The organism is Brevibacillus sp. DP1.3A, from assembly GCF_013284245.2.
Taxonomy (GTDB): domain Bacteria; phylum Bacillota; class Bacilli; order Brevibacillales; family Brevibacillaceae; genus Brevibacillus.
In genome coordinates, this window is record NZ_CP085876.1 from 3,108,341 (window position 1) to 3,129,482 (window position 21,142).

Here is a 21,142-nt window from a genome sequence, read left to right on the forward strand (position 1 = left end):
ACAAAATCAATAGTGTGCACAAAATTTTTTCCATTCTTATGAAGCGATAGAAAAAGGAAAAAAGAGGTTTAATTCACCTAATTTTCAGAAATAACATTTAATGGAAAATTCATTTGACACTTTAGAAGAGTCATCGATATAGTTGGGATGGAAGTATTTGTAATCAATTAGATTTTTTGCCATATCTGAATTGTGATTACATCTGCACAATTCAGAAAGGGGGGAAATGCATTGCATCAGGATAAGAAGCAATGGAAGGACGGATATCCTTTAAGTCATCCACAAAAGCGTATCTGGTATACGGAAAAATTACATCCACAGCTTCCTGTCCATACGCTAGGGGGGATGGTGCGGGTTCAAGGAAAAGTGAAACTGGATGTACTGGAAGCGGCCATTCACCTGTTCATTCAAAAGAACGATGCTTTGCGACTCAACTATCAGGAAGAAGAGACAGTCCTTCAGTTTGTTGGAGAGTACGAACCGCAGCCATTGCAGGTGTTTGATTTCAGACAGGAACCGAATGCCCCTGATCGGTGCAGACAATTCCTGCAGGCTTTGTTTGCAAAGCCGTTTTCGATTGGACGGGAGCCTCTGTTCTACTTTTGTCTGATTCAACTGAGTGACGAAGAAGCGGGGTATTTTGTAAAGTTTCACCATTTGATTGCTGATGGTTGGTCCATCTCAATCATGACAGAACAAATTGCTCACTATTATGACACGTTGTTGGCAGGCGGTACTGTTCGTGTAGGAGAAGAACACGCTTATCAAGCTTTTGTCGACAGGGAGCATGCCTATTCTCAGTCTGAGAGATTTGAAAAGGACAAGCGATACTGGCGGGACAAGTTTCAGAGCTTACCCGTGATCACGACCTTACAAAAAGCAACAGATACAACCGAAGGCAAGCGCAAAGTCTATGCATTCAACCGTGAAGATTCTACAAGAATACGCGAGTTTGCAAACCAGATGAAATGCTCCCTAAATTCCATGTTTGTGGCTCTCGTCAGTCTTTACCTTCAGCGTTGTACGAGGCAAGAAGAAATCGTGATCGGTACACCGTTGTTAAACCGTTCAGGAAAAGTGGAGCGCAAAATATTCGGGATGTTCACAAGCACCATGCCATTTCGTTTGGCAGTTCCGATGGAAATGGATGCTTTCGATTATGTCAAATATGTTAACAGGGAACTCACTTCCTGTTTTTTTCATCAGAAATATCCCTACGATTTGCTGGCTCAAGAGTTGGAATTGAAGAAACATGGCTATGACAGCCTGTTTCAGATTTGTGTAAATTATTACAGCACGCAGCTGCCCTTCACCCTTGGCGGGCACTCCGTGACGAATGAGGAGTTTTACAATGGTCACCAGTTGTATTCGCTCCAAGTAATTATCAGGGAATGGGCTACAGATGAACAATTGACGCTGGAATTGGATTATAAGATCGCTGAGTACACGGAAAATGATGTTGATCGAATAGTGAATCATCTCGTAAGGCTGCTCAATCAGATGATCTCGAATCCAGAAGTCCCGCTGTCCAATCTGAACTTCCTTGCTGACGAAGAGTTGGCACTACAACTCAAAACGTGGAACGATACTGCGGCTTCCTATTCCAGCGAGAAGACGGTTGTTCAGTTGTTTGAAGAGCAAGTAAAACGTTCGCCACAGGGAGTTGCATTGGAGTCAGAGGGGCGCATGCTGACATTTCAGGAAGTGCAGGATCAAGTGAATCGACTCGCTCAGTCGTTGCGAACGCGAGGAGTTGGCCCTGGTGTAATTGTTGCGCTGCTGGCAGATCATTCGCCAGAGATGATCATCGGGCTGTTGGCCGTGCTAAAAGCAGGCGGGGCTTACCTTCCGATTGACCCGCAACTCCCTTCTCAGCGCATCGAATACCTGCTGTCTGATTCTGGAGCGGACCTGTTGCTTCGTCACACCTCGCGGACAGAGATTATTTCGTGGTCCAAAGAAATCCTGGAGCTCGGTGATTCGTCCCTGTATCTCAATGATGGGGCAAGCCTGGAATCGGTTAATCAGCCAGAGGATTTGGCCTATGTCATTTATACTTCAGGCTCTACCGGAAATCCGAAGGGGGTCATGGTCACTCATCGAGGGTTAGTCAACTATATTTCGTGGGCGAAAGACCGATATCTCTCCTGTCCTGAAGAAGCGTTTGCTTTTTATTCCTCACTGGCATTTGATTTGACGGTTACGTCCATTTTTTGCCCGTTGGTAAAGGGAAATCGGATGGTGATCTATCCGCACTCCGATTCAGAGTTTGTGTTATCTCGCATCTTTAGCGACGGACGTTCCCATGTTGTAAAGCTGACACCTGCGCATCTGTTTTTGCTGCAAGAAATCGATTTGCGTTCTACTACGGTAAAAAGAGTGATAGTAGGCGGCGAGGACTTGAAGGTGAGTCTGGCTGAGGCGATTCATGCGAAATGGAACGGACAAATCGAAATTCTCAATGAGTATGGCCCTACCGAGACAGTAGTCGGTTGCATGATCTATCAATACGATCCAGAGAGCGATGTCGAGGGTTCTGTGCCGATTGGACATCCGATCAGCAACGTACAGCTCTACATTTTGGATTCATATGGGAAACCAATCCCGATCGGATCGACAGGAGAGCTATTTATCTCGGGAGATAGTGTGGCACAGGGGTATCTTAACCGCGAGGAATTGACTCAAGAGCGTTTCCTACCCGATCCGTTTCAGCCAGGTAAAGTGATGTACAAGACTGGCGATCTGGTTCGCTATCGGCCAAATGGAGTCATGGAGTATCTGGGACGGGCTGACTATCAGGTGAAGATTCATGGTTACCGCATTGAATTGGGGGAAATTGAACAGCAGCTACTTGGCCATTCTTCTGTGCGTGAGGCAGTGGTGATCGATCGAATGGATACGTGGGGGCGTAAGTACCTTTGTGCTTATTTGATCACGGAAACATCTTTCCGGGAAAAAGAGCTCCGTGAAGAACTGGCAAGTCGATTGCCCGCATACATGATCCCTTCGCAAATCGTGCAGCTTGAACAGTTTCCGCTGACCTCAAATGGCAAGGTAGATCGAAAACAGCTTCCCGAGCCTGTCATTGAGAGAAAAGGTGCGGAGGATGAAACCAGTCCTCGTGACGAGTTTGACAAGCTATTGGTTGAAGTGTACGAGGACGTGCTTGGTCGTTCGCCATTTGGTCTACATGACCCGTTTTCTCAACTAGGGGGAGATTCGATCAAGGCGATTCAGGTTTCCTATCGATTGCATCAGCGGGGAATCAAGATTCCGGTAAGAGACATCTTGATTTATGACACAATTGCAGAACTAAAAACGAGAAGTGACTGGAGCTGGGGAGTGGAACAGATCTCACAAGAGCCGTGTACTGGCGAGTTACCGTCATCTCCTATCGTTTCTTGGTTTTTGTCACAACAGTTCCGCAATGCTGATCATTGGAACCAGTCGTTGCTCCTTGAAAGCAAAGAAAAAGTAACGCTGGAGGAGTTTGAAGCAAGTCTTTCTGCACTGGTTAACCATCACGATTGTTTGCGACTCAATTACTCTGTAAAAGAGGAGAAGCTCTTTTACAATGAGCGCCATCTTACCAGCCGAGTGTCAGTGTCTTGCGTCGACCTTTCTTCCTTACCGCAAGAAGAACAGGAGAGTAGGATGCTTGAGGCGATGAGAGATTGCGCTGTTAGCTTCAAGCTGGAAGAATCTTTGCTGTTTACCGGTTGTCTCTTTGAATTAGGTCCCGATCGACCTCAGCGATTGTTTCTGACAGCCCATCATCTTGTTGTAGACGGTGTCTCCTGGAGGATTCTCCTGGAAGATTTGATGAGCGCCTTGGCCAGTCTGAAACGGAATGAGCCGATTGTCTTGCCGGATAAAACACATTCGATGCAAGCGTGGATCAAGGAAGTCTCCGCCTTTTACCAGTCGGATCAGGCATTCAAAGAAAAAGCATATTGGGACATGTTTTCCATCCCGGAAGACAAACTTCCAACGGATTACGATTTTGGCGAAGACTTGGTAGAATACAGCGCTACATCTACACGCACACTTTCAGCCGAGATAACGTCGCGACTGTTGACAACGGCCAACCGAATGTTCAACACGGGTCCCCAAGACCTATTGGTTGCAGCACTTACCCGGACATTGTGTGATGTGTTTGAGAGGGAGCGTCTCTTACTGGTAATGGAGTCGCATGGGCGTGAGTCTTCCATTCATGCGATGAATGTAACCAGGACAGTAGGCTGGTTTACCAGCATGTATCCTGTTCTGTTCGAAACGAATCCATCCAATCGGACTGATCACCTAAAAGCAGTAAAGGAGAAATTACGTCAGATTCCGATGGGCGGTCTTGGATTTGGCTGGTTTAAGCCTCATCTGCTCGCGGCAGAGGAAAAGTCCCATGTTCGATTCAATTATCTGGGAACCGTTGATAATCAATTGAGTGATGATCTGGTTCTAATGGGAGGAAACTTGGCGGTTGATGCCGGAGTGGGTAATCATTTGACAGCACTGCTTGACGTGGCTGCTCTCATTCGTCAAGGAGAACTTCAGGTTTCTGTTACGTACAGCTTGCGAAAGTATCGCGAGGAGACCATCGAGAAATTGCTTGCGTTGTTTTTCCATGAATTAGAGCAGCTCATTGACCATTGCTGCCTTCAGGAGATCCCTGAATTTACTCCATCGGATTTTGAAGATGTGGAGTTGACACAAAAAGAACTGGATTTGCTGTTTGGTTAACAAGCGAATCATATGCTTGACCGAGTGTTCTGAGAAAGCAAAACGACGAGTGTTTAAGAATGACGGGAGGGATTACATTGAGTGTTAAGGTATTAATGGGAAAAAAAGGATTTGAGGAATTCGCAACAATTGTCGGCTTTACAGAAGCAGAGAAGGAAGTACGCAGTGCGTTACTGGAGCAGTCTTATATGCCATTTAAGGTGACTCGCTATTATGCCGAGTTGATTGCGAGTCAATCAGAGCCTTATCGTACCCAGATGATCAATATCGTACTTCCGCCACCGGGAGAGAAACCCTATAAAGGCCGCTTTGATCCGTATGGTAATAAGTCATACCGTCAGGATGAAACAGCTTTCCTGCAACACAAGTACAAAAAGACATTGTTGCTTCACATCGACGACTTTTGTATTGCTAACTGCCAGTTCTGCTATAAAGTGAACGAAATTCGCCACGAGGATATTGGATACACCAATATCATGGAAAAAGCAGAAAGGGCAGTGCAGTATTTGGAAGCTCATCCGTATATCGATAATGTTCTCTTTACTGGCGGAGATCCGGCTTCCTTCCGTAAAAGCTCTGACTTAATCAAGCTGATTAGCGCTCTATTGAGTGTGAAGAGTATTCGACTCGTTCGCTTTGCCACCAAGGCTCTAGCCTATGATCCCGCTCGTTTTCTCGACGGAGAGCTGCTAGCGTTCTTTGATCAAGTAAGACAGACGCCTGGCAAGCAGGTAAGTGTGATTTCTCAGTTCAACCATCCCGGGGAAATAAGCGATGTTTCGATCCAAGCAACGCAAGCGCTACTGTCCGTCGGTGTACAGATTCGTGGACAGCCTGCCATCATTCGCGGAGTAAACGATTCTGTCGAGACCTTGATCGACTTGCAGCGCAAGTTTCTCGATAATCGAATCATTTCGTATTATTTGACAGTGTTTATGCCAGTCAGAGGAGTCGAGCAGTATGCCATTCCACTTGACGAGGCGTTCCGGAATGTGGCCGAGTCCAAACGTAATTTGGGAGGACTAGAGAAAAAAGGGGTACTTCTTACTTCACACGATTTTGGAAAATTAGAGATTTGTGGTTTTTATCCGACAGCTGAGCGCCCTGAAAAAATTGTTTTGAAATGGCATCAAGCGGTTGGACCAGACTATCTTCCAGAGCGGTTGAAGGAATTAATCCCAACCCGGTCAGAAGACCTGATGATTTTGGACTACAAGCAGGGAGAGATGTATTGTCTCGACCATGTGTTCAAACACAATGGATTGCCGTACGTGGATGCAGATGGGGAGATCGTGGAGAACCTGCCGAGTGAAGCTGTTCGGTAAGGGAGTCAGGAGAGAAAATTGTGATGAACAAGATCGACAAAAACAATATAGCTGACATTTTGCCGTTAAGTCCAACGCAGGAGGGCATGCTGTTTTACTACCGACTCCAAAAGGATTCCAATCTGTATTTCGAACAGCATCGGCTAACCCTTCGTGGCAAGTTTCAGCTGGAGTTGTTTACGCAGGCAGTTACGATGGCGTTTGAGGCAAATGAAATGCTTCGTACGGTTTTTCGCTGGGAGGGGCTTCAAGCCCCTGTCCAGCTGATTCTCAAGCAAAAGACATTGGAGATTCCTTATTTCGATTGGACCGAGTTACCATCTGCAGCGAGGGAAAGAAAACTGTCTGTCTTGTTGTTACAGGACAAACAAACACCCTTCACGCTCGAGTTGGGCAATACCATTCGCATTCAAGTAGTACGGATGGAGTTGTATCGTTATGAAGTCATATGGTCATTTCATCACATTCTCATGGACGGATGGAGTTCCGGTATTCTCCTAAGAGAGATATTTACAGCATATGGACAATTATGCTCGGGGCTGTCCCCTGCGATTAAACAGAAAGCGAAATACAAGGAGTATCTGCGTTTTCTAAAAGAAGCATCGAAAGAACAATCGTTATCGTACTGGAAAGATTCCTTACAAGGAATTAGCTCGCCTACACCGCTTCCATATATGCGGGATCGTAACGAAGAGCGGCGATATTCTTCTTATCATCTCCGGCTCAGTCAAACACTTGCGGAGACATTGGAGGAAACATCCAAGCGTTACCGCGTGACAATCAGCACAGTGCTGCAAACCGCATGGGGTATTTTACTGCAAAAATACAGCGATACGCGTGATGCTCTTTTTGAAGTGGCGTACGCCGGACGTCCTGCCCATCTCACAGGAGTAGAGGAAATCGTCGGCCTCTTCATCAAGACGTATCCGCTCCGGGTCAAACGGACAGAAACGACTACAGTCAAAGATCTGCTGGGTGTCATGATGGAAGAACAGCACCAGATGGCCCCACATTTGTACGTGCCAGCAGTTGAGTTGAAAAACTGCTCAGAGATGGACGCACAAACACCTTTGGCGCACAGTTTGTTCGTTTTCCAAAACTATCCCATCGACAAGACGCTGGCCGGATTGGAACTTGACTTCGAGCTGGAGAATATCACTTCGCATGAAACAACCGATTATCCAATGGTGCTGGAAGTAACACCAGGTGATGAATGGACAGTCCATATCAACTACCAGGCATGGAAGTTTCAAGCGAAGGAAATCGAACGTCTGGCGCTTCATTATCAGAGCCTTCTCGAGCAGATTGCGGCTGATCCGGATCAAGAGATTCGTGACCTTACTCTGCTCAGTGATCGTGAGCGGCACGAGATGATTGAGGAACAGATGAAAGTCGTGCCAGTTCCGAGTAACTACTGTGTGCACGAGTTGATTGATCAAGCGGCAGAAAAAACACCGGATGCAGTTGCGCTTGTCCAAGGAAAGCAGACAGTGACCTACAAGGAGTTACAAGAGCAAGCGAATCGCCTGTCTTGGGCTCTGCAAAAGGAGGTGACAGATGCAGGCCGACCGATAGTTATCATGTGTGATCGTTCCCCTGAAATGATTGCTGCACTGCTGGCTATCCTCAAAGCTGGGTGTTACTATGTCCCACTTGATCCAGACTTGCCGAAAGCGCGAATCGAACAGATCGTCAGCCAGATTCAGCCTGTTCTAATTGTGACAGAGGGCAGCTATCTGGAACTCGTCGCTGATTTGCAAACAAAGGTGTTTCGTCTGGATGAACCAGCATGTTGGGCACAGGAGTTAACGCAAACACCGCAGCGAAGAGCGGCACCTTCAAGTACTGCGTATGCCATCTTTACTTCTGGTTCGACAGGTACGCCAAAAGGTGTGCGTGTAAAGCATGATCAATTAATCAACGCTCTTTGGTGGCACATTGAATTTGTCGGGTTCGGAGAGCAGACGAGAACGTTGCAGATCGCCACATTGACTTTTGACGCATCGGTTGTCGAGATTTTCTGCACACTGATCAGCGGCGGTACCCTTTGCTTGTTGCAGCGACATGAAAACAAGTCCCCGCAAAAGCTCGCGGCTGCCATCGAGGGCCAACAGGCAAACGTGATACTCGTCGTCCCTACGATGTATCACGCTTTGCTTGACCACGTGGCTGATGGCTCGATGGATTCGATACAAAAAGTATTGTGTACAGGAGAGATGCTGTCTTCTTCCTTAGTGGAACGACATGCAGCCTTGCTGCCTCAAGCGCAGATGTACAACTTGTATGGCCCAACGGAAAATAGTATCTCGGCATCTGGGTATTGTGTACCGAGACAAGGGCCTTTTGAAAACCCGCTTCCGATTGGACATCCAAGTTACAACGTTCGTGTCTTTCTTCTGGACCAAGATTTTCATCTATTGCCCAAAGGGGTAATAGGGGAAATGTACGTAGGCGGGATGGGTGTAACGGAAGGATACATCGCTGACGAGGAAAAAACCAGAGCGTCCTATATACTGACCCCGTATGGCAGGCTTTATCGTACAGGAGACTTGGCTTGCTGGACGGATGAAGGGCATCTGCAATATTTTGGCCGCAAGGATTTTCAGATCAAGATTCGCGGCAACCGCGTTGAATTGGAGGAAATTGAAGCTGTCCTGCGCCGTCAGCCTGGTGTCAGGGAAGCAGCGGTAGTGGCCATTCAGGAGTCAAAACGCGATCCTTATCTGGTTGCATGCTTGGCCGCGATGCATCCGATTGAGGAACATGTTCTTCGCGAAGCAGTGCTGACTTATTTGCCTGACTACATGCTACCTGCCTTTTTCGTCCATCTAGATGCCTTGCCTCGGACGCAGAGTGGAAAAGTAGACAAGACTGCCTTGCAACGTCTGGATTACACGCAGTATCGCACGGGAAAGGAAGAGGCCCCGGCAGATGAACTTGAGCAGCAATTGGCACAAATTTGGCGAGAGCTTTTGGCAGTCGAAAAAATAAGCGTGCATGATCATTTTTTCTCGCTAGGAGGCCACTCGCTGAAGGTCGCTCAACTCGTGACCAGATTGCAAAAAGAGAGAAAAACAGACATCACGATCAAGGATGTATTCCAGAACCCGACCATTCGACAATTAGCTGACCGCATCAGGGGTAGACAGCCGATATCCTACGCGCCGATTGATCGGGTAAGTAAAGCCGAGAGATACAGGGCTTCTTCTTCACAGAAACGAATTTTCGTGATGCATGGAATAGAAGGAGAAAGCACCAGCTACAACATGTCGGGTGTAATCGCGGTAAACGGTCATCTGGATGTAAGTCGAGTGAAAAGTGTATTTAAGGAAATCATCCAAAGGCATGAAGCATTCCGTACTTCGTTTGCGGTACAGGATGGAGAAGTGTATCAGTACATCAGCGACCATGTGCCATTTGAGATCAAAACCAGTCATAGCGACGGTAGGACATTGGACGAACTGATGGAAGACTTTCGGCAATCTTTTGATTTGACGAAAGCACCCCTTCTTCAGGTTTGCCTAGTCGAGGTCACAGCCACTCAGTATTATCTGCTGTTCAACTCTCATCATATTATTTTGGATGGCATTTCACTGAATGTGTTAATGGAAGACTTCGCTAAATTGTATGTGGGTGAAGAGCTGCCCACACTGCCCATTCAATACAAGGACTACGCCGACTGGCAGTGGCAGAAGCGGGGTAGCGAGCAGTGGAATCAGCAGGAAAAATACTGGATGGATACTTTCAGCGACCGAGTCCCGCTCATGTCTTTTCCGCTGGATTACCCGCGTCCTTCTGTTAAGACATTCCAGGGGGATCACCATACGTTCTTCCTTACTGATTCTACGTACGGTGATTTGCATGCATTTGCCAAGCAGAACGAAGTGACTGTCCATGCAGTTTTGATGTCCGCTTATTACGTGTTGCTGATGAAATACACGTCTCAGGAAGATTTCGTTGTCGGTTCACTGGTAGCTGGACGAAACCATCCCGATTTGGAGCGAATCGTCGGCGTCTTTATCAACTTCCTTCCGATACGCAATCGTCCTCGTGCCGATCTTGTGTATACCGATTTTGTACAAGAGGTTCAGCGCAGTCTGCTACTAGCCTACGAACATCAGGAGTATCCGTTTGAAGAGATTGTTGCTCGTAGCGCCGCAGGCATCCAGCAAATGCAAAATCCATTGTTTGATACGATGCTGATCTTCCATAACCAGCGGGAGCAAGAAGTGCAATTTACAGTGAGCCACGTGCAATTTGAAGAGGTTCCGCATGAATCGAAGACATCGAAACTTGACTTTAAGCTGGATATTACACCACTCGCTGATCAATTCAGGTGCGTGCTTGAATACGATACCCAGTTGTTTAAAGCGGAGACAATGGAAGGCTTCGCTGACAACTATATGCGTGTTCTCGCAGCACTTCTGAAGCATCCGAAACAGCGATTGGATGATGTTGACAGCGTACATCACCAAACAGAAAAAGAGGGCGTGATGAACCGCCTTCATCATGTCGGAGTTGCAGTTCCAGAATTGGGTCCGGCTCAAATCATGTATGGTACTCTCGGATTTGATGCAAGTGATTCCCTGCATGATCCAGAACAAAATGTGTATCTCTCCATGTGCATGAAACCAGGATGTGTGCCAATCGAGCTAATCGCTCCTGTCGATGAAACGTCACCTTGCGTTCGTTTGTTGGAAGAAAAGGGGACGGGTCCGTACCATCTATGCTTTTCGATTTCCAATATTGATCAATTTATGAAAAGTTTAGTTGATTCTGGCTTCAAATACGATTTGGTCAGCGCTCCTAAGCCAGCGGTACTTTTCAATCATAGACTCGTTGCCTTTCTCTTTCTGGAAACGGTTGGCCTGGTTGAACTTGTAGAGAGCGAGAACGTGACGCATGACGAATGGCAAAGCAGCGATCAGCGATCTGCTGTCCGGCTGCTTACACCAGATGCAGAAAAGGCACTGTCGTTCTTTACGTTCCTGGGCTATCGAGTTCACGAGAAATATCTGGATCGGCAATCTCAAGCCAGTATTATCACACTGGGCAAAGCGAGAGAGAGTAGCATCCAGTTAGTCGAGCCTCGAATGGAGCACTCACAAGAACAACGAGAGCTCATGAAAAGTGGTTCTGGCGTTTACCAAATCGAGGATCGGGTAGCGAATCTGACCGAACGGATCGACACACTGATAGCGTGCGGCATCCCCGTTTCTTTTGCAGACGGGACAGGACGTGATCTGCAACTGACAGATGCCCCGTACCTACTTTTGACTGACGGGAAATCAGCCGCAGAAAGACCTAAGCCGATTCTAGGCGAGTTTCATTCGGAAACAACGCCCATCTATTCCTTCGTTCAGGAACGTTTGCTGAAGCAGGAACAAGAAGATGGGATTGTGGCTGTCAGATGTTTTGACATCGAGCTTCGGAGCAAAATCGAACTGTCGTATATGCAGCAAGCATGGCAAGCTCTCGTGCGACGATTTCCTCTGCTGTCGCCCCAAGGCTATTCCGAACTGATTCCGCTTGCGCTTTGTGATTTACAGGAGAAAAGCGAGGCAGAGGCAACGGTATGGTTGCGAGAACGATTGATTGCCGAGCAGAAGAGGCCGTTTGAGGACAAAGCAGGAAGTTTGGTTCGAATTGAATGGATAAAGCTGGCTGCTGATCGCTATCGGTTGATTGGAAGTCTTCACAGCTCCTTTAGTGATTGGCGAGGTCTCGGACTTCTCCTGGAAGAATGGGAGGCTCTGTATCAAACGATTGCAGAGGGGCATGAACCAGATGAGGATGAACAACCTCGCTACGAAGCATTCGCCGTTTGGCAGAAAAAAATGCTTTATTACGGACATCTCGAGGCCCAGCGTCACGAGTGGTTGACAGCAGCAAATCCAGACTCTGCTCAACCATTTGGTACGGGAGGGGTAGCGAAGCGACAAGTCGAGCAGTATATCGACCCGACAGGTCACGCCGATTTGCTGCATGTAGCTGCTCATTCCAATCAGGAGCTGGGAGACATCTTGCTTGCCTCCTACCTGTTGTTGCTTCGACAGGTCACCCAATTGCCTAGTTTGACGCTTGGAGTAGTGGTGACGAATCGGACGCAAGCTGTGCTGGAACAAACGCTAGGCAACTTTGACAATATCGTACCGCTCACCATCGATATGCAGACCATCAGTTCGTTTTCACAATTATTGGATCAAACGAAGCAAGTACGTGACCGCATGCAAATGCTCGCGTTGTATCCGTCAGAGCACTGGCAAGCGACGACACACATGGAATGGCCGACACTTTTTGTTAACCAGACGATCCCGTTCAAAGCTCAGTCAGCTGTTTGGAATCGTGAAGTCAAACGGTCAGTTGAGCCAGAAATGGCAGGAAGTCCGTTAGTTCTTCAGGTAGCAGAAACTTCGGAAGGTATCCATGTCGTTTTTACCTATGATCCATCTATGCTTCAGACGGGATATGTTGAATCGCTTTCGGATCGCTATGTGAAAATCCTAAAAATGTTAGCAGAAAAATCCAAAATAAAGTAAAAGGGGTAGGGAAATATGGAAATCAGATCCTCAATTAATTTTCACGACGAACGCTTTTTGATGTTTGTACTGGACCAGATGGCAAATGAGCTTGAGAGAAACGGTGGAGAAGCGATCCGCATGACTCTTGGGAAGTCAGAAATGCCGCTGCATCCCGAAATTATCAATTCCATGCAACAGGCATTGGATAGCTTTGAAAAATATTCGCTTGTGTATCCAGGTGGGCTTCCGGAGCTGAAAGATAAGCTCGCGACCCACTATAAAACAAAATACGACGTGTCAATCAAACCGGAGAATTTCGTAATCAGTGTCGGTACCAGCACACTCTTCCGTAACCTGTTCTACCTCTTGCTTAAAGAGGGCGATGAAGTGTTGTTGCCACTTCCGTACTACTCGCTTTACCATTTCTGCGCGCTGCTAGTCGGTGCGAAAGTTCGTTACTACAAAATTGATATGGATACATTGAGACTTGATGTGGAGTCGTTTAAAGAGAATTTTACAGACAAGACGAAAGTGGTCGTGATCAACACGCCAGGCAACCCATTGGGAAATATTCTTACAAAAGAGGAATTGTATACGATCGACAGCATCGTAGACGGTCGTGCGGCTATTATCAATGACGAAATTTATGCGAATACCTACTTCGATGACGAGTGCGAATCCGTGATGCAGCTGAAAAATACCAAGTCTACGTTCATCACAACGGATGCATTCTCCAAAGCGTATCGGATGTATAGCAGACGTGTCGGATATGCGATCGTACCGGATGAGCTGGTGCAGCCACTGACGGTCATTCAGCACCATACACTGCTCACAGCTGACCCGGTTGTACAGTTCGGAGCAATGGCTGCGCTTGATTACCAGCATGAGGTTGATCATTTGGTCCAACTGTACAAAGGTCGTCGGGACTACACGATCGATGCTTTCCAAAATGTAGCGGATGTCCGTGCTCTGCCAGCGAGAGGCAGCTTCTACTTCACGCTTGATTGCGAAGCATTTATGAAGAGAAAAGGCATCAGCACCTCGCTTGAGTTGGCTACGCAAATTTTCGAGGCTACACATGTGGCAACCGTACCGGGTTCTGACTTTGGCATCCCGAATACACTGCGCCTCTCATACTCTGCCGCTAAGTATAACGAGGGAATTAACCGTTTGCGGGAATTTTTCACCACCACCTAAAAAGGGGAAGAGTCGCAATGAATGGACGTATGCAACTCGATCTGGATCTGAACGAGTTTAACCTGCTCACTGATAATGAAGCGAACTTGTTAACCCGAGTCAATCAGACAGACAAACCGTATCGCAACAAAGTAACAATCGCTGAACTGTTCGCCCGGCAAGCGGAAAAAACGCCTGATAGAGTTGCTGTGGTAGAGGCGGATCGAGAAAGAACATACGCAGAACTACACGCGGATGCAAACCAGCTAGCCCGTATCATAAAAGATGCGGGTGTAGTTCCTTCGCAACTCGTAGGAATCCTCGCAGACAGGAGCTCCCGTATGGTAGCGGCAGTTCTTGCAATCCTCCAAGCAGGTGGGGGATACGTCCCGGTTGATCCGCATTATCCCCGTGCTAGAATTCGGTATCTTTTGCAGGATAGTCGCTGCAAGGTGCTTGTAACAGAATCCATTTATCTGGATGAGATCATACCCGATCTACCTGACAGCATCGAAACGATCATTTGTTTGGACGAGACTTCCTTCCATCACGAAGGATACAAGGTCTATACAGCGCTCGATATTCGCGGTCAAAAGGATGAGGCGATAGCTCCAACAGGTTCAGAGGATGATGTTGCATATGTCATCTACACATCTGGTTCGACCGGTGCACCAAAGGGCGTCATGATTACACACAAACAGGTCTTGAATACGTTGTTTTGGTTAGAGGAGACTTTTCCGCTAAACGAGACAGACGTTGTTGCCCAAAAAACCTCGATTTCTTTTACGGACTCGGTGTGGGAATTGTTTTGGCCGCTGATGGTTGGATCAAAGCTGTCTATTTTGAAAGAGGAAGACGGGAAAGATCCGGGAGCGTTGTATGACTGGCTGCGAGAGCAACGTATTACAGTCACCCAGTTCGTTCCAGCGATGATGAATGTGTTTCTGGCTCATGTGCATTCTCGTAATGAACTAGATCCGTTGCCCCATTTGAAGTGGGTATTTAATGGAGGAGAAGCACTGACGGCTAATCTGGTTCGCGAATGGAATCGACTGTTCCGTATTGCGCGAATCGCCAATATTTACGGGATGACAGAATCAGCGATATACGCTTCCGTCTATCTTTGCACAGAACAGCCAGATGAAGAATCACTTAGAATCCCTGTTGGTGTTCCCATTGCCAATACTCATATGTTCATCCTTGGACAGACGGGGGAAATTTGTCCCCCAGATGTCAAGGGCGAGATTTGCATCGGAGGAATTGGCATCACCGATGGATATTTGGGCAAGCCTGAGTTGACCGAGAAAGCTTTTACGTATCATCCCATTACTGGCGAGCGCCTTTACCGTACTGGAGATGTCGGATTGCTCAGCGAAACGGGAGTATTTGAATATCTAGGGCGGATGGACGATCAGGTTCAAGTGCGCGGCTATCGTGTGGAACTGAAAGAAGTTGAGCGCGCCGTCCTTCAGCATCCTGCTGTGAATCAGGTAGCTGTATTGGCTATGACTGATCAAATGGGTATGACCGAACTGGCTTGCTACTATGTCGTGCAAAAGGACGGCGTTCAGCCAGATGGGCTTCGCGCGCACCTGCTGGAGTGGCTCCCCGGTTATATGATCCCGAGTTACTTTATGGAATTGTCCGAGATGCCGCTTACCCCGCATGGAAAGATCGATCGCAAAGCTTTGCCTGCTGTAAAGCCTGGCGTCAGTAGTGATTACGTGCCTCCGGCAAATCCGATCGAACAAAAGCTGGCTGAGTTGTGGGCGGATGTTTTACAAATTCCATCACCCGGTGTGCTTGATCATTTTGTTGGACAGGGAGGGCATTCACTGAAGGCCATTCAGCTTTTATCCAGAATGGAAAGTGACTTTCAAGTGAAGCTTTCTATGCGGGACCTGTTTGATGCCCCGACGATTCGTGGTTTGGCGAATCGGATCACAGGCAGCCTCCAAGAGATGGAGCAAAAACCGATCGCCTTGCTCTCTGATCAGGAATATTACCCTGTCACGGGTGCACAAGAGCGACTTTACCTGTTGTGGCAATTGGAAGAAGATGCTACCAGCTATCATACACCGGGAGTTATGCGGATCACGGGTTCCCTTGATTCCGGGCGTCTTCAAGACGTTGCAGATCAACTCGTCGCACGACATGAGGCGCTACGCACCACGTTTCATCTGATTGAAGGTCAGGTGAAGCAAAAAGTACACAGTGACCTGTCTGTACAAATCGAAACATGGAAAGCAGACGAGGAAACTGTGGAGAAGGAAATCGAACGCTTTTTCCGGCCATTCGATTTAAAGCAAGCTCCTTTGCTTCGTATCGGCCTAATTGAGCTCTCATCAGAGGAACATCTGTTGATTTTCGACATGCACCATATCATTTCAGATGGCATATCCAAGTCCATCTTGCTTGAGGAGTTTTGTAACCTCTACCAAGGACAGGAGTTGCCGGAATTGTCGGCACAGGCTAAGGAATTCGCTTGGTGGCAAGCAGAACAAGCTGCCGAGATCGGTTGGGCCGAGCATGAAGCCTACTGGTTGGATGCATTTTCCGGGCAGCCGCAACCGTTAGCAATCCCGACCGATTATCCTCGCCCGCAAACCATGACATTTGATGGAGACGAGGTGCTGACTGAGCTGTCTAGAGAATGGCTGGAAAAACTCGACTCGTTTACCCGTCAAAGTTCTACGACGCTGTACATGCTTTTGTTGGCCGTCTATTCTGTTTTGTTATCCAAATACAGCAATCAGGAAGACATCGTCATCGGCTGCGACATGGATGGTAGACAACGTGGGGAGTTTGCCCCTGTTGTAGGAATGTTTGTTAACACCTTGGCTCTGCGAAACTGGCCGAAGAAAGAATTGACCGTCCAAGAGTATATCGGGCAGGTACGTCAAAACGTGCTAAGCGGTTTTGAGCATGGAGACTATCCATTCGATCAACTCGTAAGCCAGATTCAATTCCCTCGCGATCCAGCAAGGAACCCGTTGTTTGACGCCATGCTGACCCTGCATCATGCAGCGGAGCAGCAAAAGGTCCGTCTCGATCAAATCGAGTTTGCTCCGTACGAGTTCAGACGCAAAGCTGCCATGCTCGATCTGGCTTTGGAAGTGGTTAAGGCTGAGGATCACATGTGCATGCACTGGCAATATAACACGAACCTGTATCAAAGAAGAACAATCGAGAAGATGGCTCAAGACTTTGTCATTCTTCTGGAGCAAATGGTAGCCCACCCGAACCTAACCATCGGACAACTTCAGATCGGTCATGGAGTAGTACAGGTAGCACAGGGACAAGTGGACGACGATGACTTTGCTTTTTAAGAAATACATGACGGACAGAAAAGAGGGATTGGCTTGACAACGATAACTGCACAAAACATCTTGCTGGCCAGTGGGCAGTTTGATCGCGAAAAAGACTATTGGATGGAGAACCTCTCTCGAGAATTTCATTCACTTGACCTTCCAACAGACTCTCGGGCCTCGTTTCAGCGTCAGTCTGAGCTTCGTAAGCTGACCATCGTGTTTCCGGACGAACTGAGCAAGGCGCTGATTCATTTGAGCAATGGCTCGGATCAACGTTTGTTCATGGCTTTGCTGAGTGGATTTGGCATCTTGTTGTCCAAATACACGGGACATCAGGACATATGCGTTGGAACGGCTATCTTTCGTCAAACTGAGCCGGGTGAGTTTTTGAACAAGTTACTGCCCTTGCGTCATCAGGTACTCCCGGAATGGAGCATCAAGGAGCTGCTGCAAGAAATTCGGCAGACCTTAAAGGCCGCTGTGGAACATCAGAACTACCCAATCTTGCGGTTGATCGAGGAACTGCAGGTACCGCAGCAGGGGAACAGCACACCGTTTTTCGAGGCGACTTGCTTATTGGACGTCCTTCATGATCAGGACAGCCTAGAACAGGTTTCGAGCGAGTTGCAGCTCCTCTTTTCTAAAAAGGAAAACTCGCTCGAATTACTCGTGCGTTACGTGGGGCAAAGATACCAGCGCCCCATGATGGAACGGATGATGGAGCATTTGGTCCGTATCTATCAGGTTATCGTAACGCAACCTGATCAGAAGATCGCGGAGATAGCGTTCTTATCTGAGGAAGAGGTTCGGGAGCTAGTTCTTTCATTCAACGACAACCGGATTGATTTTCCGCGCGATCAGAGCTTTGATCGCCTCTTTGAGGAGCAGGTAAAAAAGACTCCTCATCGCAAAGCAGTGACAGACGGAAAAACAACCTTAACCTATCAGGAATTAAACGAGCGATCCAATCGACTCGCGCGCCATTTTATCCAGCAAGGATTACGACCTGGCACAAAAATCGGTATTTATATGAAGCGTAACGTGGATACGCTTGTTGCGATTCTTGCAGTGTTCAAGGCGGGGGGAGCCTACGTACCGATTGATCCAGACTATCCGCAGCATCGGATTTTGTACATCGTGCAGAAGAGCGAGATTGCAGGGCTAATAACTCAGCCTGACTTGCTAGATGGATTGGAGTCGATTCAAGTATCCTCACCTGAGCTGAAGTATCTCTATGTCTTTGGTCAATCCGATCAATCCGATCAATCCGTAGAGTCACTATCGGGAGAGGACATCGATCGGGAGAGTGCGGGAACAGACTTGGCTTACATCATTTTCACATCGGGCACGACAGGACAACCAAAAGGCGTAATGGTGCACCATCGTGGAATGATTAACCACATTTTCGCTAAAATCAACGACCTATCCCTCTGCGAGGATGATCTTGTCGCACAAACGGCTTCTCTTTGCTTTGATATTTCTGTTTGGCAATATCTGGCTGTTTTGCTGGTGGGTGGCTCTGTGCAAGTGGTCGATACAGAGACCGTAATGGATACGCAGGCCCTTCATAACGTGCTGCGTTCCAACCGCGTCACCGTAGCGGAAGTGGTGCCATCTCTGCTCTCCGTGCTGCTTGATCTCGTTCAAGAATGGCCCGACTCCGAACGCAGCTTTCCTGATCTGCGGTGGATGGCAGTGACAGGAGAGGAGTTGCCTGCCCCTCTGGTACGACGCTGGTTTGCCTGCTATTCGGAAATTCCATTGGTGAATATGTACGGGCCAACGGAAGCATCCGATGATATTACCCACCACATTATTCGGGAAATGCCTAGCGATCAGCAGATTGTGGTTCCCATCGGCATACCGATCCAGAACACTCATATTTACATACTCGATCAAAATCAGTGTATCTGCCCACGAGGCGTAAAAGGAGAAGTAGGTGTGGCTGGTCCGGGGGTTGGATACGGCTACTACAAAGATGAGGACCGGACGCAAAAAGTTTTTGTAGCAAATCCGTATGCCAGCTGGGTAGAAGACCCTGACTACCAAGTCCTTTACCGAACGGGTGATGTAGGCCGGATCACGGAGGACGGATATATTGAGTACTTCGGGAGAATGGACAATCAAGTCAAGATTCGGGGTTACCGAATCGAATTGAGTGAGATTGAACAGGTTATGCGCAGACATCCTGCGGTCAAGGATGCAGTGGTCTTGGCGCTTTCAGAGGAAACCGGTGCAAAGTACTTATGTGCCTATGTCGTTCCCTTGGAGGAGTTTTCCGCCCGAGATGTGCTTGATTATCTGTTTACTGTGCTTCCGGAATACATGGTGCCGATGCACTATGTAAAACAAAACGTATTGCCACTTACCCCTAACGGAAAAGTGGACAGAGGGGCTTTACCGAAGCCTGGCATACAGGATCGGGTAGACACATCGATTTTTGTGTCAGCGACAACCGAGACGGAAAAAGCTCTCACCCACATCTGGGCGCATGTGTTGCAGCTCGATCCAAACACAATCAGCGCTCTGGACAATTTCTTCGCTCTAGGGGGACACTCGTTAAAAATCAACGCGGTAGCTACTCAGGTTGCACAGCAGTTTGGCGTACAGCTTCCACTGCGAACCATGTTTAATCACCCAACTATTCATGAGCTTGGCAAGGTGATTGATGGAGCAGACAAGACGATTATGAAAAGACGTTTCCCAGTCGAAGCCAGATCGTACTATCCTGTTACGCCAGCCCAGCGCAAGTTCTTTATTCTTCAACAGTTGAATCCGGTTGACACAAGTCTTCATATTACGGCTGCCCGTTTCATCGAGGGTGATTTGAGCCGTGAGAAGGTAGAACTTGCTTTTCAGGCATTGATTGACCGCCATGAATCTCTTCGTACCTCGTTTGATTATATAGATGGGCAAGTGGTTCAAATTGTACATGATTCGCTAGTCTTCCGTTTGGAAGTGGGCGAAGCAAGTGCAGAGCAGTTGGAGTCCAGCTTGGCAACGTTTGTACGGCCATTCGACTTGCGTCAAGCGCCCTTGCTGCGTGCAGGGCTAATCCGGATTGAACCGGAAAAGCATCTCTTGTTGTTCGACATGCACCATATCGTTTCAGACGGTGTGTCCATGGATATTCTTGTAGAGGACTTTGTTCGTCTCTATGCAGGCGTGACACTTCCTACATTGGAAGTTCAGCAAAAAGAGTTTGCTGTATGGCAGGAATCTGCACTTGAGTCAGGGGAGCTTCAAGCTGACTATTGGGCAGACTTGTTTACCAGCCCGGCTCCACTTCTATCGATTCCGACTGATTACGAAAGGCCAGAATCTCTTACGTTTCCTGGTGCTACGATTGAGTTCGAGATATCGACAGAGGAGAGGCAGCGGTTACAGGAGCTGGCAGCGCAGGAACATGCGACACTTTACATGGTGCTGTTGTCGGTATACAACATCTTGCTTGCAAAATACAGCGGTCAAGAGGATGTTGTTGTCGGAACTCCAGTAGCTGGGCGTAAATTTGCAGAGTTTGATGAAGTAATTGGGATGTTTATCAACACCATTCCCCTACGCAATTATCCAAAAGGCGAGAAAGCCTATAGGGAGTTTCTTGCGGAGGTCCGCGAGCATACGCTAGCTTCTTTTGAACAAGCGGATTACCCAATTGATCTGTTTGTCCAGACTCTTGGTCTTGAGCCAAATACAGGTCGTCAGCCCCTTTTTGATACGATCTTCGTCCTGCAAAACATGGACAATCCGGAAGGGGAACTGGAGCTTGAAGACATGATCGTCAAAAACTATCCACTGCAAAACAACACGGCTAAACTTGACCTTCATCTGTCGGCTTATCCTGTTTTTGACAGACTTACATGTAAGCTGGATTACCGTAGTGACCTGTTCCGAAGAGAAACGATGGAGCAGTTTGTGAGTGACTTCAAAAGCTTGTTGCAGCAGGTGATGGAAGATCCCCAGCGCCTCCTGCAGGACTTTGAATTGACCCGTGAGGTAGCCCTTATTCAAGCACAGGGTGTCGATTGGGATTTTGAATTTTAGAGCAAGCGGTGAGTAAGAGGGGGAGGGC

6 protein-coding genes are annotated in these 21,142 nt (G+C 47.8%); all 6 read left to right on the forward strand.

Annotated elements, in window-relative coordinates; genetic code table 11:
• Window positions 1-231 precede the first annotated feature (231 nt).
• The 6 genes from edeP (at window position 232) to edeK (ending at window position 21,114) form a co-directional block, all read left to right on the forward strand.
• On the forward strand, window positions 232-4,737 hold the full coding sequence (gene edeP, locus HP399_RS14595; protein ID WP_173619498.1) for an edeine non-ribosomal peptide synthetase EdeP: 4,506 nt from the start codon (window positions 232-234) through the stop codon (window positions 4,735-4,737).
• Between the two features lie 77 nt (window positions 4,738-4,814).
• Window positions 4,815-6,062 (forward strand): lysine 2,3-aminomutase, encoded by a 1,248-nt coding sequence (locus tag HP399_RS14600; RefSeq protein WP_007727235.1) that lies wholly within the window; start codon window positions 4,815-4,817, stop codon window positions 6,060-6,062.
• 23 nt (window positions 6,063-6,085) lie between these two features.
• The gene (edeN, locus tag HP399_RS14605) at window positions 6,086-12,601 is read left to right on the forward strand and encodes an edeine non-ribosomal peptide synthetase EdeN (protein ID WP_173619497.1); all 6,516 of its coding nucleotides are present in this window, start codon (window positions 6,086-6,088) and stop codon (window positions 12,599-12,601) included.
• 15 nt (window positions 12,602-12,616) lie between these two features.
• Window positions 12,617-13,780 carry a pyridoxal phosphate-dependent aminotransferase gene (locus HP399_RS14610; RefSeq protein WP_173619496.1) on the forward strand — a complete coding sequence of 388 codons (1,164 nt, stop codon included), beginning with the start codon at window positions 12,617-12,619 and terminating at the stop codon, window positions 13,778-13,780.
• A 17-nt stretch (window positions 13,781-13,797) separates the two neighbouring features.
• Complete coding sequence (edeL, locus tag HP399_RS14615) at window positions 13,798-17,088, forward strand: edeine non-ribosomal peptide synthetase EdeL (protein ID WP_173619495.1); 3,291 nt, start codon at window positions 13,798-13,800, stop codon at window positions 17,086-17,088.
• A 33-nt stretch (window positions 17,089-17,121) separates the two neighbouring features.
• Window positions 17,122-21,114 carry an edeine non-ribosomal peptide synthetase EdeK gene (gene edeK, locus HP399_RS14620; RefSeq protein ID WP_173619494.1) on the forward strand — a complete coding sequence of 1,331 codons (3,993 nt, stop codon included), beginning with the start codon at window positions 17,122-17,124 and terminating at the stop codon, window positions 21,112-21,114.
• Window positions 21,115-21,142: the final 28 nt, after the last annotated feature.